The organism is Pseudacidobacterium ailaaui (assembly GCF_000688455.1).
Classification (GTDB): domain Bacteria; phylum Acidobacteriota; class Terriglobia; order Terriglobales; family Acidobacteriaceae; genus Pseudacidobacterium; species Pseudacidobacterium ailaaui.
In genome coordinates this window covers 2,371,777-2,386,446 of the sequence record NZ_JIAL01000001.1, presented here as the reverse complement: position 1 = coordinate 2,386,446, position 14,670 = coordinate 2,371,777, and the positions used below count along the sequence as shown (strand labels likewise).

Here is a 14,670-nt window from a genome sequence, read left to right as displayed (position 1 = left end):
CGACGGCTGGGTCTTCAGAGATCGCAGGGATGCTGTAAAGCTGGTCCCCCATTCCTTTTGCAAACGTCTGTTTTTTTACCCTAGGCTGTTCATCGCAAATTCACGTGCTGCTTCCAGCAGTTTGTTTACAGACTCCTTCGAGCAGGACTCAGAATAGATCCGCAGCAGCGGCTCTGTCCCTGAGGCGCGCAGCAGCAGCCAGGTTTCCGCAGCCTTGGGTTTGGATGCCGCTTCCGGGTTCTTCAAAAAGAATTTGATGCCGTCCAGCGTTTCCACGTGCTCCACGGGCATTCCGGCAAATTCTTTTACGCCGGCGCGCGCTTTTGCAATGGTCGCGTTTTTCAGATCGTCCTGGATGTGCAGGTCCAGGCGGCCGTACTGGTGCTCGCCATATTCTTCCTGTAGTCGTGCGACCAGTTGCCCCAGCGTGCGGCCCTCTTCCGCCATGACGTTGGCCAAAAGCAGGGCGTTCAGCAGACCATCACGCTCCGGCAGGTGCCGCTTGATGCCAATGCCTCCGGATTCCTCGCCGCCGATGAGAATGTCCTTTTCCAGCATCAGGTCACAGACGTATTTGAAGCCAATGCCGTGCTCGTGCAGTGTGCGCCCATAACGTGCGCAGATGCGGTCCAGCATCTTTGTTGTGTTGAAGGCGCGGGTCACATCGCCGGGCCATTTCTTGCGTTCCAGCAGCCATTGCAGCAAGACAGAGAAAATCTTGTGCGGGTCCACAAAGTTCCCGTGCTCATCGACGGCACCAATGCGGTCGGCATCGCCATCGGTGGCAAATCCGGCGTGGCAGCCGTGCTGCACTGTAGCTTCCTGTAAGGCGCGGATGTGCGGCTCGATCGGCTCCGGATTGATTCCCGGAAAGAGCGGATCATGCTGCGCACGGATCTCAACGAACTCCACACCAATTTGGGTAAAGATGTCGGCAAGAACGCCGCGGCCCGCACCATACATGCAGTCCACAGCAAACTTCAGGCCGGATTTGCGGATGAGGTCGAGATCGGCGAATTTTGAGATGGCTTCCACATAGGGCGTCTGGAAATCCACCATCTCAATCTTTGCCGAAGATGCGGCCTTCGGTAGTGGCTTGCCCAGATAGCTTTCGATTTCCGAAATGATCGTGGGCCTGCCAGACCCGCCATAGTAGGCCTTGTATTTCACACCGTTCCATTGGTAAGGATTGTGGCTCGACGTAATCATCACTCCGCCTGCCGCACAGTGCGCGCGCACACCATAGGAAAGCGCCGGCGTCGGCGTGATGCGGTCCGCCAGTTTGACAGGTATGCCTGCGAAGGCAAGGACTTCAGCTACGGTCTGAGCAAAGGCCTGGGACCCGAAGCGCGTGTCGTATCCGATGCAAACGCCTTCGCCCGGGTCCTTTCTGGACAGGATGTAATGTCCGATTGCCGCCGCCGCGAGACGGACATTGTCAAAGGTAAAATCATCGGCGATGACTCCTCGCCAGCCGTCGGTGCCGAACTTGATGACGCTTGAATTCCCCATGTTTCCCCTAAACCAATTGTCGTCCTGTGCGAATTCATTCAGGTTGGCATTCCAACCAGGACCGCTCAGGGGCACCGCGGCATTTGCCATGCCCCAATCGCAGCAATGAATTTGTCAGGTTCGCTAAATCAACTCTTTCCGGCCCTCGGCAGCAAGCTGCTTTACCACTTTTCCTACATCCTGCGAGTGGTCCCGGCCCGCAATCAGAATGGCATCCTCGGTCTCAACCACGACCAGGTCTTTGACCCCCACCAGCGCCACAAATTTCTTCGGGCTGAAGACGTAATTCCCATGCGCATCCACGGGCAGGCTGCCTGCACTTTCGGTCACATTGCCGTGCTTGTCCACGAATTGTGCCTGAGACAGCTGGTGCTCATAAAGCGCGGCCCAGGAGCCAAGGTCATTCCAGCCAAAATTTGCCGGCAGACAATATAGGTCCGAATAGTGCTCCCCTTTGGCCGAACGCGGCTCCAGGACTGCGTAATCCACGCTGATGTTCTCGCATTTGGGATACAGTTCCTCGAACACCTTACGAAAACCAGGCGAACCATAGGCTGCGGCAATCTCCTCCAGATACGGCGCCGTCTCCGGAAGGTGCTCGCGGACCGCGTTGGCCAGCGTGCGGGCACTCCAGATAAAGATGCCGCTGTTCCAGTGGTAATTGCCCGCGGCGACAAACTCTTCTGCCTTTTCCTGGTTCGGCTTTTCGGTAAAGCGGCGCACGCGCAGTGAGCCGTCAGCGAGCGCTTCTCCGGTTTCGATATAGCCGTAGCCGGTCTCCGGGCGTGTGGGTGTTACTCCCAGCACCACCATGTTCTCGCCAGCGGCCGCAATCTTTACAGCGTGCTCCAGCACGGAGAGGAAGGCCGCTTCATCGCCGATTACGTGGTCGGCTGGAAAGATGCCCAGCACAGCATCGGGGTTTTGCTTCTCCACCAGAAACGCAGCCAGTCCGGCTGCCGGAGCAGTGTTGCGCGCCGCAGGTTCGCAGACCACCTGCTGCTGCGGAACAATATCCAGCTGCTCGCAAATCGTGGGGGAAAGCAGATCATTGGTGATGACCCAGAAGTCCTCTCGTTTTGCCAGCGGAAGCAGGCGGTCCACCGTGCGCTGGATCATCGTACGTTCGCCATCGAGCGCCAGCACCTGTTTGGCGCGCGCTTTACGGCTTCGCGGCCAGAAGCGCGTACCGCTTCCCCCAGCCAGAATGACGGGCCGAAAATCAATTGCCTTGGGCATGTGCCTCCATCCGTGAGTTTTCAGGCAGATTGTGGAAGAATACGCATCACTTCAGCAGCGCCATCTGATTTGAGTGTCCAGTCCTTTGCGCTGGCCGGGATGACCGCAAGTTGGCAGCGGTCCAGGGAAAACGGCTCTAGTCCCTCCCCTTCGAGGGTCAGCTTCCCTTCCGCCACAAACAGCATCTGCACCACATTGGCAGAAGCGTTTTGGGCCGACGGAAGCGTGCCGTTCCATTTCTCCACCCGGAAATATTTCTGGTCAATCAGGACCGAATGCCCGTTCACATTCCTCGGGGCCACTTTACCTGCTCCAGTCGTCAAGCGCATCGCTTCCATCGATTTGTCCAGATGCAGCTCACGCGGGCGTCCGTAATCATACATCCGATATGTCAGATCGCTGGTCTGCTGCGTTTCCAGCAATACCGCACCGGGCCAGATTGCATGGACGGTCCCGGCGTCCACAAAAATCATGTCCCCTTTGTGGACCGGGATAATCGTCAGCAAATCTTCCAGCCGGGACTCCTCAATCGCAGCACGCACCTGCTCCGGACTGGTTCCCGGCTTGATCCCCAGGGCGACCTCCGCTCCTGGCCCAGCGTCGAGCGCATACCAGCATTCGGTCTTGCCGCGCGGCTCGCCATAACGCTGCGCCATCGCATCGTCCGGATGCACCTGCACGCTGAGCTTTTCCTTTGGAAACAAGACCTTAATCAGCAGAGGAAATTCCTCTCCCGCGCGCCCTTCGCCCAGCAGCGCTTCGCCATTTGCTGCGGTAATTTCCTTAAGGGGCTGGCCTTTGAAGGGGCCGGTGTCGGCCGTGCACATCTCGCCGGTCAGCCAGACTTCGCCAATCGGCTCGCCTTCGGTTTTGTAATCAAACCAGGGTGAAAGGTCGTGGAACCCCCAGATGCGGGTCCGAAAATAAGGAGCAAGTCTGAATGGGTGTAAGGCTTGCATGTACTTTCAGTATGCCTGAAACGACGCTCTCCCGGCATCACACATCGTTGCTGTGGCCTCTCTCCGCGCTTTAGAGATAGACTCCCATCTATGCAGAACTGGACCACCGTTGCGGCCCTCTGTCTTCTGTTGTGCTGCCCCACGGCAGGCCGCGCACAGGACGATGCGCAGTCCCTCTTGCAGCAAGGCCAGAAAGCGCTTGAACAAGGACAATACGCCACCGCCGAGCAGGCCTATCAGCGGCTTGTCAGGTTACAGCCGGAAACCCCTGAAATCCACGCCGCGCTGGGCGTGGTCTATTTCAAGGAAGGCAAATTCGACCTTGCGGCAGCTGAATTGCGTCGCGCCCGCCAGATGAAGCCTTCTCTTCCTCAGGTAGACGCACTGTTGGCCATGTCTCTTTCAGAACAAGGCCAGTTTCAACAGGCGCTGCCCGGTCTGGAAAAGTGCTTCCGGGCTTCCGGGACCGAACTGAAGAGGATGTGCGGCCTGCGTCTGGAACGCGCATACATCTCCCTGCACGATGACACCCAGGCCGTTGAAACGGCGCTTGCCCTGCAAAAGGCCTACCCCGAGGACCCGGAAATCCTCTATTACGCCAGCAAGATCTTCGGCAATGAGGCCTTTCTTGCTGCACAAAAGCTCTTCCAAAGTGCGCCCCATTCGGTCTGGGGGCTGATGGCCGCCGGAGAGGCGCAGGAAAGCCAGGGCCAGACAGAAGAAGCCATCCGCGATTACCGCGAAGTCCTCAGACTTGACCCGGAAAAACCAAATATCCACTTCCGCATCGGTCGCGCGCTCCTCAAAGAGGGTCCCAAAAACGCAGCCGAGGCCGCCTCAGAATTTCAGCAGGAGCTCGCCATCGACCCCTCCAACGCCAATGCAGCCTATGAGCTGGCGGAAATCTATCGCCAGCAGGGGCAGGAATCAGAAGCCGCAAAATACTTTGAACAGGCCCTCTCCCACTGGCCCGAATTTGAAGAGGCGCACGTTGGGCTTGCCGCCGCAGTCATGCAGAGCCGTCCCGATCTGGCCGAACAGCAGCTGCACCAGGCCCTGGCACTGGACCCCAAAGACCCGGTAGCGTGGTATCGGCTGGCACAGGCAGAACGGGCGCTCGGACACCCGGAAGAGCAGAAGCACGCGCTTGAGGAGTTCGCCAGGCTGAAAAACCAGGCCTCGGCCTCGCACCCCTCCAGCACTGAGATTACGCCCCAGCAGATTGAGTAGCTCTACTCCACGTGATAGTTTGGGGCCTCGCGCGTAATGATGACGTCATGCACATGGCTTTCCCGCAGCCCGGCATTGGTAATGCGCACGAAACGCGATTTGGTCTGGAGCTCTTCGATCGTGGCGCAACCGAGGTAACCCATGCCTGAACGTAGGCCCCCGACCAGCTGGTAGACCATTGCTTCCAGCGGCCCGCGATGGGGTACGCGGCCCTCAATCCCCTCGGGAACAAATTTGGCCAGACGGTTCTGTCCATTGCCTTCCCGCGAAACCACCCCTGTCGAGCGTTCGGCGGCCTGTTCAATGTCTCGGCTGCTCTGGAAGTACCGCTCGCCGGAACCCTGGGCCATGGCTGAAAGCGAACCCATGCCGCGGTAGGCCTTGAACGAACGGCCCTGGTAAAGGATCGTTTCTCCCGGGCTTTCATCCACACCGGCAAACAGTGACCCGATCATCACACTGCTGGCCCCGGCAGCAATCGCTTTGGCAATGTCACCGGAATACTTGATGCCCCCGTCGGCGATGATCGGAATGTTGAACTCGCGCCCTGCGCGGTAGGCCTCGCTGATGGCCGTAATCTGCGGCATTCCGGCCCCAGTCACCATGCGTGTGGTGCAGATGGAGCCGGGTCCGATGCCGACCTTCACCGCATCGGCCCCCGCCTGCATCAGCGCCCTTGCACCTTCATAAGTAGCAACGTTTCCGGCCAGCAGGTCTACATCAGGGAAACGCCGTTTCACTTCGCGCACCGCCTCCAGCACGCGCGATGAGTGTCCGTGCGCTGAATCAATGGCAAGAACATCCACCCGGTAGCGGACCATCTCAGCGGCGCGTTCCAGAAAATCACCCGTGGCACCAATGGCCGCGCCTACCCGCAGACGGCCCTGCTCGTCCTTTGCGGCGTTGGGATATTTCAGTTTTTTCTGGATGTCTTTGACCGTGATCAGGCCCTTCAGTTCGTACTGCTCGTTGACAACCAGCAGCTTTTCCACGCGGTGCTGGTGCAAAATCCGCTCGGCCTCTTCGAGCGTTGTCCCTACGGGCACGGTGATGAGGTTTTCCTTTGTCATCACGTCGCCAATGGGAATGTCGGTGCGCGTCTCAAAGCGCAGGTCGCGGTTGGTCAGGATACCGACCAGCTTCTTGCCCTTGGTCACCGGTACGCCGGAAATTTTGTATTTGCGCATGACTTCCAGCGCATCCGAGATGTGCTGTTCCGGACTGATGGTGACCGGGTCCACAATCATGCCGCTTTCTGAACGCTTCACCTTGTCAATCTCTGCCGCCTGCTGCTCGATGGTCAGGTTGCGATGGACAATCCCGATGCCTCCCTGCTGGGCCATCGCGATGGCCAGGCGCGATTCGGTCACCGTGTCCATGGCCGCGCTCAACAGCGGCGTATTCAGCCGGATACGGTTGGTAAGCCTGGTTTGCGTGCTGACCAGGGCCGGAACAACTTCACTGTAGGCCGGGACCAGTAATACATCGTCAAAAGTAAGCGCTTCAGGGACTGGGTGCTCAATCATGTTGTTCTTCAGGTGCGAAGAGGGCTTCGCGGGTTGTAGGACCGCTGTCAATACAGCCGTTGATCACTCAAAGTGGTTCTTTTGATTGTAGAGAGATTGAGTTTTGAGGGCAAATCTCAAGGGAACAACAGATCGGCCTTTTGCGTATGGTTTCCCATGAAGGACAAAAAACAAATAGGCAGCCTCTGGCTCCGATTTTCCTTGCTGTTGCTGGTCTTTTCCTGCGGCATCCTGGCGCGCGCCGACAATATGAACTGCAACGGGCAGCCTGTCGCAGACCGTCCCTTTCAGCCACAAGCCGGAGACCTCGTGCAGCCGCAGCATCTGGAGCTGGTCCGGCCCTATACAGGCACCGGCGGACTTGAGGTAAGCGTCTGCGATGCGGATCTGCACATACGTCCCGACAAACAGGCAAAACAACTGAAGTTGCAGGTGGAGATGCAGTCCCGGCCGGACGGCCACGATGCTGTGGATTATGTTCATCTTTTTGACGTCACGCCCGCACACGGAACCATTCATCTCAAATTTCCCAAGTCAGCCCATGCCACTGTCACCTTGATCGTTCCGATGGAGGCCAATTCCAGAAATGAATTCAACCTTGGCCGGGGAAACCTTGTCTTTGATGCCATTGGCACTGCGGGTCAGCGCGAAATCAACGTTGGCATGGGCGACATGAAGCTGCTTTTAAATGGAGACAAGGACTACTCCGGCCTGGAAGTCAACATCGGAATGGGTTCGCTCCACGACCGCCGCCCCGGCGGCCGCAATGGGCATATCGTCGTCAGCCGTAACGATAGCGGCACCGGCAATGGCCCCATGGAAGTCAATGTTGGGATGGGCAGTCTGGACATCACTCAGGAATAGGACCGCCGCAATGACAAAAACCACGCTCACTGTTTGTATGCTTTGCCTCAGCAGCGCTCTTCTTCCTGCGCAGGACAATACCGCACGCCAGAAGCTGGACCTTCCCAAACCTGCTCCATCCGTCCTCACCAAAACGCTCCCGGACAAAGGCACGCTGGTCATGGAGGTCAATGTAGGTGAGCTGCGCATCGTGCGCAGCAAAGAGGACAAGACCATCCAGCTTACGATCGATCCAAAGGTCTTTTATGATGAGGCAACCGTCAGGTCATGGGTGCGTCGGTTTGATGTGGCTGGAGGACGCGCCTTCATTGACCTGAAACTGCCAAGTCACGGAGACGGCCACCACTCCGGCCCGGAAATTACAGTCGCTGTCCCCGCACAGACCGATCTGAAGGTGGAAGTGGGCGTTGGCGAGCTGACGGTCAAAGAAGTGGAAGGCAACAAAGACCTGCATGTAGGAATTGGAGAACTGACCGTCGGCGCCGGAGACGGATCCAGCTACCACGAGATCCAGACCAGCTCAAAACTCGGTGAGGCCGAGGACAATACCTCACACCAGCATTCCGAAGGGTTCTTCCCGAAGACCCATCGCACTTCAGTCCAGGGCCTCTACAGACTCCAGGCGACTGTCGGCATTGGTCAGGTGAACGTGGTACAGGATTGACCGGTCTGGCTGCTTGATCACTGGCCTGCCATGGCCCGGGCAGTGTTCCCTTGGCCATGGCGGCGCGCTGCCAGGCCAACAGCTAGCTGTCGTCGTAGTCTTCCGTGAGCGATTGCAGAAACGCCACCAGCGCGGCCACATCCTCCTCGGACAAGGACATATTTGCAAATTGCGCTGGAGCGTTCCGGAGCAATCCCTGCCGCGCCAGGGCCGAGCTACGGATATAGAACTCCACGACATCGTTAAACGTCAGCGCGCTTCCGTTGTGAAAATACGGGGCCGAATCTTCCAGGTCACGCAGCGTAGGCGTCTTGAATTCAGCGATCGTATTTGCCAGTCCCTGGTCAACAGAGCAGTCCGCACCATTTGCGCAAACGATGCTCTTGAGTGCTGCCTGCGGCTTTGGCCGGTCCGGATTGAGATAGATGTTCCACAGGCCGAGATCTGCATAGGCTGCCTGCTCGGCCGATGCCGCGCGCCGAAAAGGCTCCAGTGCATTCGGATGGTTCGTGGTCACCGGCAGCCACTGGTCGTAATTCTGGTTCCGCACAGAAAGCGGAGGAACATACAGCTGCAGAAAAGCCCCGCTGCCATGCACGGCGTCGTACTCTTCCTGCGTCACGCCCGTGTTGTGGAACTGAAAGTCGGTAAAATCCGGAGGCAGATGGCACGCAGCACAATTGCCCGCATGTTGCGAGCCGTCTACAGCATGGGTCGCACTGCGCAGAAAGATCTTCAATCCGGCCAGCTCCTGCGGCCCGAACTGAAATTTCTGATTATGGTACAAAAAGGACCCGTAAGTGGAATCCACCCACAGCGGGCTGCTCAGCGAATCCAGCGCCTGTAAAAGTTCCTGCGCATAGGCAGCCGGACTCTGCCCCACGCGCGGCTGAACAGGAAGATGGTTGATCCGCAGAAATACGTCATAGGGCGAAGCGATGTAGCGCCCGAACTCGTCCTGCTTGAATAGCAGGTCCTGCATATAGGTCGAAATGCAAAGTGCAATTTCATCCAGAATCTGCTGGTCCGTCGCCATCTGCACATCCAGGCGCTGCGATTCTGGCAGCCGCAGGTCACTCGGGATGCGCGGGTCCGTACCCTTGAAGATCACCGAATAGGAAAGCCCATTCAACCGGTCTGCTGCCAGTTTGCCCGATCCGTCATCTTCGCGGATGACACGTGCAATGTGGGCCACTGCCTGCTGATACTCCGTCGGGCCCCATCCGAAATTGCGCCCGGTGATGGTCGCTTCGACCAGGTCCTCCGGAGAGGAAAACTCTCCATCAAAGTGCAGAAACGTCGGGCCGCTGTGCGTTTGCAGCGAACCAACCATCTGCATAGCATTCCGCTGCGTGTGGTCAAAACCATTCAGAGGCCGCGGAATCGGACTGCGCGTCGTGAAATCGGCATATGTCCGGTTTCCAGCACCCGCAACGCCTTCAAATTCGGTCACAAAGTGGCAGGACCGGCAGTTGATCGACTGCCCGGCGAACGGCCCCGGCAGTGTGCCGTTGATCGTCTGTACCTGCTCCACAACGGGATCGCCCGCTGCCAGCGGATCATTGACGCCCGTCATGTGCGTGGCAAAAAATTCAGAGAAGCGGGTATCCAGAAAAAGCGCCTCGCCAATCGAATCGGCCGCCGGCGTCGCATCGTTTTCTGAGGGGAAATTCGGGGCAAGGCCGCTGCCGCATCCCAACACGAAACTTGCGCTCAGGATGCTGCCCGCTGCCAGACAAACCAACCACTTCTTACACGTACTTTTCACTGACCTGGTCCTCTGAACAAAAACTCTGGCTTTGCATGGCGTTCTGCCATGGCAAACGAAGGGGAGACTGCTTCTATTTCGTCTTCCCCGATGAATTCGCATCCTTCAGGAACGCGATAATCTGCCATCGCGCTGGTTCCGGAAGGCTGCTCCAGGAGGGCATCCCGTGCAGCAGGTCGCCATTTTTCAGCATCCAGAACAGCTCTCCGTCCGTCGCCTGCTGCACCGTCTCGCTGCGCAGGCTGGGCCTGCTTCCGTTGCCCTCCAGATTCTCGCCGTGGCACTTCGCGCAGTGCTGCGCATAGAGCTTGGCCCCTGCAACCGCGGCGTCCGCCTGGCCGCGCAAAGGATTCACCCGCTGGCGGTCCTTTTCCGGAACACGCTGCGGCCATTCCTTTTCGCCCGCGGCCCATGCCCCAGCCGCACAAAGGCCCACGCAGAGGGCCAGAAGGATGCCACCAGCAGACCGGCTCATTGCACACCTCGCTGCCCGCGATGGAAACGTCCCAGCAACTGCTGCACTTCATAGGAGACCCCTACGCGATACAGCACGCCCAGACTGTTGTCGTTCAGGCCAAAGTTGGGGGAAAACGAAATCGCAGGCCCATTCGGAAGGTTCCACTGAAGATTCGGCCCAAAGTAGTGCGACGTCTGTTTCAGGCCGAAGCCATCGGCGTCTCCCAGTCCGCCATAAAGTTCAGCCCCTGCGGCGAAGTTTTCCATGCAGAAAACGCACTTTCGCGCCGTTGCCCGCAGCGAAAGCGGCCGGCTGGCCCCCAGCGCATATCCAAACGACCACGGCTCAGGCTGGGTCAGGTTCTTCTCCGAGATAAAGTTCTCTGCAAAATTCCAGCCTTTCGCGTTGCTCGAAAGGATCAGCTTCAGCTCCATCTCATGCTCAACGTCCTTGCGGGCCGCAGCATTGCTGATGAGCATGTCCGATACGCTGTCATGCCCCACAACTTCCAGCAGACTACGGTCCGCGGTGTTGTGGTCCTCGTACTCAACGTAAAAAACAGGATTGATCCAGTGCTCCTCCAGCAGCGGACGGAAGCGGTTCTCCCAGCGAAACCCGGTGAAGACCGTGCTGTCGTTGGCCGTGGACTGCCCGGACAGATACACCTCCGTCGTCCACCAGGCCCGTGCGCCATACTCAATCTCCACCGTGCCCCCGGCAAAGGAATTGCCGTACTTGGGCGCTCCCTGCGTGCCCTTAAAGGCAATTTCCAGATTGTCCGGCTCTTCGAGTGCATGAGAATAGGTCACAAAGTAAGGTGGCTCCTGGGCGTCCGCCCCGGGGACGGCCAACACCAGCCCCGCGCCAAGCGCAAAGAGCATAAGGAACTTCCGAAGAAAAATGGAAACCAATGGATGCAATGAAAGCCTCAAAAATGAACAAGATACGAATGAAATCCAGCCCATTCGCTAATTAAGACTTGATTGGTCTTATTTATTTGCAGACTAATTTAGTCGTAATTATGCGTCAAGTGAAAATTCCATCATTTTTCCATCAGGTAACATGGACTTCGGGAGGGCACAGTGCCTTACGCGGACCTACGCGACTGGATCAAAACATTGGAAAAATCAGGCGAGCTGAAGCGCATTCGCCAGGAAGTGGATCCCATTCTGGAAATTACGGAGATTACCGACCGCGCCTCGAAATCTGCAAATGGCGGCCCCGCCCTGCTCTTTGAAAACGTGAAGGGACATCCCGGCATTCCCGTTCTGATGAACCAGTTTGGCAGTGAGCGCCGCATGAAGCTGGCCCTTGAGGTGGATTCTCTGGACGAAGTTGCGGGACGCATTCGTGCACTGCTCGATGTAAAGTCGCCCGAAGGCCTTCTGGAAAAATTGAAGATGCTTCCCATGCTGGCCGACATTGGCAAGTTCTTTCCCAAGACCGTTTCGGCCAAAGATGCTCCCTGTAAGGAAGTCATCAAGCGCGAGAACTTCAGCGTCCTTGACTTCCCGGTCCTGCAATGCTGGCCCCTCGACGGGGGCCGCTTTATCACCCTGCCCTGCGTCATGACCCGCGACCCAAAGACCCGCAAACGCAACGTGGGCATGTATCGGATGCAGGTCTACGACGGCCAGACCACCGGGATGCACTGGCAGCGCCAGAAAAACGCCGCCGAACACCTCCGCGAGCGCCTGCGCGCTGCCGCCGGAGACTCGCCCTCGTCCCACGTCAACGTAATGGCGGAAACTGCAGGCGGCACGACAAACATCACATGGACAAACCAGAAAGACGACCGCCTTGAGGTGGCCGTCGCCATCGGGACCGATCCTGCGATGACGTTTGCCGCCATCGTACCTGCTCCGCCCGAGGTGGAAGAGTTTATGATTGCGGGCTTCCTCCGCCAGAAACCGGTCGATCTGGTGAAATGCGAAACCGTGGACCTTGAGGTCCCGGCCCACGCCGAGATCGTTCTTGAAGGCTATGTAAAGCTCGATGAGCTGCGCACCGAAGGTCCCTTTGGCGACCACACCGGCTTTTACACCATGGAAGAGGAGTATCCTGTCTTTCACATCACCTGCATGACCCATCGTCGGGACCCCATTTACGCCTCAACGATTGTAGGCAAACCGCCCATGGAAGACGCCTGGATGGGCAAGGCCGTCGAACGTATCTTTTTACCGCTGATGCGGCTTACGCTGCCGGAAATTGTAGATGTCAACCTTCCTGTCGAGGCCGTCTTTCATAACCTGATGATTGTCTCCATTCGCAAAAGCTATGCCGGCCAGGCGCGCAAAGTGATGAACGGCATCTGGGCGATGGGCCAGGCCATGTTTACCAAGTGCATCATCGTGGTCGATGAAGACTGCGATGTGCAGGACCTGCGCGAAGTCACCCTCCGCGTGGCGAACAACATTGACCCGGAGCGCGACATCCAGTTCACACTGGGCCCGGTCGACTCGCTGGACCATGCCTCCCGCCTGCCCAACTACGGCAGCAAGATGGGTATTGACGCCACCCGCAAATGGGCAGCGGAAGGATTTACCCGCCCCTGGCCTCCAATGATTGAGATGGATGCGGCAACCAAGGCGCGCGTGGATGCGATCTGGAACAAGCTCGGGATTCCATAAAGACTGAAAATGTCAGCTGGCGGCACAGCGTCCGTCAGCTCCGGTACCTGATGGCCATGGCGGCCGCCGCCGTTCGCCCTGGCTCTCTGTTCTCACCGCCGGGCCCGTTACTCGGGGCGTCTCCCGGAACACGCGTGGCGAAATGCGAAGGACCGCGTGCCCATCTCCGCATCTCTGCTGACCAATCACTGCCCTCTTGCTTTTTCAATCGCCCGGACCACGGCCCGCGCCTTGTTGATGGACTCTTCGTATTCCTTTTCCGGCACCGAATCTGCCACGATTCCCGCACCGGCCTGAATATGTCCCCGGCGGCCGCGCTGCAGAAGCGTCCGGATGGCAATGCACGAGTCCAAATTTCCAGAGTAGTCCGCATAGAGCACGCTGCCTCCATAAATGCCGCGCCGTGTCGGCTCCAGTTCTTCGATGATCTCCATGGCCCGCACCTTGGGCGCCCCGCTCAGGGTCCCGGCCGGAAAACAGGCGCGCAGAGCATCCACTGCATGGAGTTCCGGACGCAGCCTGCCTTCAATTCCGCTGACAATATGCATGACGTGCGAATAGCGCTCGACGACCATGAGTTCCTTCACCTGCACGGAACCGTATTCGCTCACCCGTCCCACATCATTCCGGCCCAGGTCCACCAGCATCACGTGCTCGGCACGTTCTTTTTCGTCCCGCAGCATCTCTTCAGCAATGCGCTGGTCGTCCTCTTCGCTCTCGCCGCGCGGCTTGGTGCCCGCAATCGGACGATACTGGATCCTTCCCTGTTGCACCCTCACCAGCAGTTCCGGTGAAGAGCCGGCGATCTGCGTGTCCCCTGGCTTTTTTACTCCCGTGCGCAGAAAGTACAAATACGGAGACGGATTCACGATGCGCAGGGCACGGTAAACCGAGAACGGGTCCACGCCTGTTTCTACGTCAAACCGCTGCGACAGCACGACCTGAAAGATGTCCCCTGCGGCAATGTACTCTTTGGCCTTCTCCACCGCCTTGAGAAAGTTTCTCTTGCGCGTGCGGGGTTCCAGTTTCAGCTTGCCGCCCGCAGGCCTCCGCCGGATGCGGGGCAGCGGAGCAGCCAGGCGCTTCTCAAAGCGGTCCAGGCGCCGGAGTGCCTCTGCATATGCCTGCTGTGGCTTCTGCTCTTTCACATCGGCGGTGACCATGAGCAGCATCTCCTTCCGCACATGGTCAAACGCCAGCACTTCATGGAAAAACATCAGGCAGGCGTCCGGCACTTCTAGGTCGTCCTTTGCCTTTACCGGAAGCCGCTCAATCTGCCGCACCACATCGTAGGCAAAAAATCCAACGGCCCCAGCCGTAAATGGCGGCAGGCCGGCAATCCGCGCCGGTCTGTGGCTGCTCAGAAGCTCTTTCATCAGCAGGAAAATGTCGCCTTCCATGCGCCGCTTCTTGCCGTTCTCTGTAATCTCGATTTCCCGTCCCCAGGACACAATCTTCCGGAACGGCCGGATGCCGATAAAGGTATAGCGGCCGATTTTTTCGCCCTGCTCCACGGACTCAAGCAGAAAGCATTCCGGCTCGTCGGCAGCAAGGCGCAGAAAGGCCGTCACCGGCGTCTCCAGGTCCGCCGTCAAGGTACGGTAGACCGGCACCAGCGTATGCGCCTGTGCCAGTTTCAGAAATTCAGCACGGCTGGGAAGCGATGTTTCTTGTTGTGGCATGTGGTTCCAGTATAGGGGCTGGCAGGATGCGGAGAAATTTGCCGCTTGTGGGGGCCGCCGCAGCCTGCCAATGCGATGTGCGGCGGGGTCTTCCGCCTCCCTGCCGGAGACCGTAATGGAAACAGGAGACCTCCGTCTG

At 58.3% G+C, this 14,670-nt stretch carries 12 protein-coding genes; 4 read left to right on the top strand and 8 right to left on the bottom strand.

The window, feature by feature from the left end:
• Positions 1-75 precede the first annotated feature (75 nt).
• From N655_RS0110620 to N655_RS0110610, 3 genes are all read right to left on the bottom strand, one after another.
• Entirely contained in the window at positions 76-1,512 is a 1,437-nt protein-coding gene (locus tag N655_RS0110620; protein WP_026442981.1) for a phosphoglucomutase/phosphomannomutase family protein, read from the bottom strand.
• Positions 1,513-1,635: 123 nt separating this feature from the next.
• Positions 1,636-2,751 carry a mannose-1-phosphate guanylyltransferase gene (locus tag N655_RS0110615; protein ID WP_026442980.1) on the bottom strand — a complete coding sequence of 372 codons (1,116 nt, stop codon included), beginning with the start codon at positions 2,749-2,751 and terminating at the stop codon, positions 1,636-1,638.
• Positions 2,752-2,771: 20 nt separating this feature from the next.
• Positions 2,772-3,710, bottom strand: a complete 939-nt coding sequence (locus tag N655_RS0110610) for a type I phosphomannose isomerase catalytic subunit (protein WP_026442979.1) — start codon at positions 3,708-3,710, stop codon at positions 2,772-2,774.
• 90 nt (positions 3,711-3,800) lie between these two features.
• Between N655_RS0110610 and N655_RS0110605 the strand changes: the two genes are divergently transcribed.
• Positions 3,801-4,940, top strand: a complete 1,140-nt coding sequence (locus N655_RS0110605; protein ID WP_026442978.1) for a tetratricopeptide repeat protein — start codon at positions 3,801-3,803, stop codon at positions 4,938-4,940.
• A gap of 2 nt (positions 4,941-4,942) precedes the next feature.
• Here the strand turns inward: N655_RS0110605 and guaB are convergent, their stop codons facing one another.
• Complete coding sequence (guaB, locus tag N655_RS0110600) at positions 4,943-6,466, bottom strand: IMP dehydrogenase (protein ID WP_026442977.1); 1,524 nt, start codon at positions 6,464-6,466, stop codon at positions 4,943-4,945.
• A 156-nt stretch (positions 6,467-6,622) separates the two neighbouring features.
• Here guaB and N655_RS0110595 point away from each other — a divergent pair, with 156 nt between their 5' ends.
• Both N655_RS0110595 and N655_RS0110590 read left to right on the top strand, forming a co-directional pair.
• Entirely contained in the window at positions 6,623-7,330 is a 708-nt protein-coding gene (locus N655_RS0110595; protein WP_026442976.1) for a hypothetical protein, read from the top strand.
• A gap of 10 nt (positions 7,331-7,340) precedes the next feature.
• Positions 7,341-7,994 (top strand): hypothetical protein, encoded by a 654-nt coding sequence (locus N655_RS0110590; RefSeq protein WP_026442975.1) that lies wholly within the window; start codon positions 7,341-7,343, stop codon positions 7,992-7,994.
• Between the two features lie 82 nt (positions 7,995-8,076).
• Here the strand turns inward: N655_RS0110590 and N655_RS0110585 are convergent, their stop codons facing one another.
• The 3 genes from N655_RS0110585 to N655_RS0110575 form a co-directional block, all read right to left on the bottom strand.
• Positions 8,077-9,762: a hypothetical protein gene (locus N655_RS0110585; protein WP_162173539.1), complete on the bottom strand. Its 1,686-nt coding sequence runs from the start codon at positions 9,760-9,762 to the stop codon at positions 8,077-8,079.
• A 73-nt stretch (positions 9,763-9,835) separates the two neighbouring features.
• Positions 9,836-10,237: a c-type cytochrome gene (locus tag N655_RS19895; protein WP_026442973.1), complete on the bottom strand. Its 402-nt coding sequence runs from the start codon at positions 10,235-10,237 to the stop codon at positions 9,836-9,838.
• Positions 10,234-11,100, bottom strand: coding sequence for a hypothetical protein (locus N655_RS0110575; RefSeq protein WP_155987568.1), 867 nt, complete (start codon positions 11,098-11,100; stop codon positions 10,234-10,236). Before N655_RS0110575 ends, N655_RS19895 begins: the two co-directional genes overlap by 4 nt.
• 201 nt (positions 11,101-11,301) lie before the next feature.
• Here N655_RS0110575 and N655_RS0110570 point away from each other — a divergent pair, with 201 nt between their 5' ends.
• Positions 11,302-12,849 (top strand): UbiD family decarboxylase, encoded by a 1,548-nt coding sequence (locus tag N655_RS0110570; RefSeq protein ID WP_026442971.1) that lies wholly within the window; start codon positions 11,302-11,304, stop codon positions 12,847-12,849.
• A 185-nt stretch (positions 12,850-13,034) separates the two neighbouring features.
• Here the strand turns inward: N655_RS0110570 and trpE are convergent, their stop codons facing one another.
• A complete protein-coding gene (gene trpE / locus N655_RS0110565) occupies positions 13,035-14,531 on the bottom strand; it encodes an anthranilate synthase component I (RefSeq protein ID WP_026442970.1) in 1,497 nt (498 codons plus the stop codon).
• Positions 14,532-14,670 lie beyond the last annotated feature (139 nt).

Bases quoted from the DNA above. Each gene is read 5' to 3' on its own strand.
- N655_RS0110605 (WP_026442978.1), top strand. From the start codon at position 3,801: ATGCAGAACTGGACCACCGTTGCGGCCCTCTGTCTTCTGTTGTGCTGC.
- guaB (WP_026442977.1), bottom strand. From the start codon at position 6,466: ATGATTGAGCACCCAGTCCCTGAAGCGCTTACTTTTGACGATGTATTA.
- N655_RS0110620 (WP_026442981.1), bottom strand. From the start codon at position 1,512: ATGGGGAATTCAAGCGTCATCAAGTTCGGCACCGACGGCTGGCGAGGA.
- N655_RS0110595 (WP_026442976.1), top strand. From the start codon at position 6,623: ATGAAGGACAAAAAACAAATAGGCAGCCTCTGGCTCCGATTTTCCTTG.
- N655_RS0110575 (WP_155987568.1), bottom strand. From the start codon at position 11,100: ATGCTCTTTGCGCTTGGCGCGGGGCTGGTGTTGGCCGTCCCCGGGGCG.
- N655_RS0110615 (WP_026442980.1), bottom strand. From the start codon at position 2,751: ATGCCCAAGGCAATTGATTTTCGGCCCGTCATTCTGGCTGGGGGAAGC.
- N655_RS19895 (WP_026442973.1), bottom strand. From the start codon at position 10,237: ATGAGCCGGTCTGCTGGTGGCATCCTTCTGGCCCTCTGCGTGGGCCTT.
- trpE (WP_026442970.1), bottom strand. From the start codon at position 14,531: ATGCCACAACAAGAAACATCGCTTCCCAGCCGTGCTGAATTTCTGAAA.
- N655_RS0110590 (WP_026442975.1), top strand. From the start codon at position 7,341: ATGACAAAAACCACGCTCACTGTTTGTATGCTTTGCCTCAGCAGCGCT.
- N655_RS0110610 (WP_026442979.1), bottom strand. From the start codon at position 3,710: ATGCAAGCCTTACACCCATTCAGACTTGCTCCTTATTTTCGGACCCGC.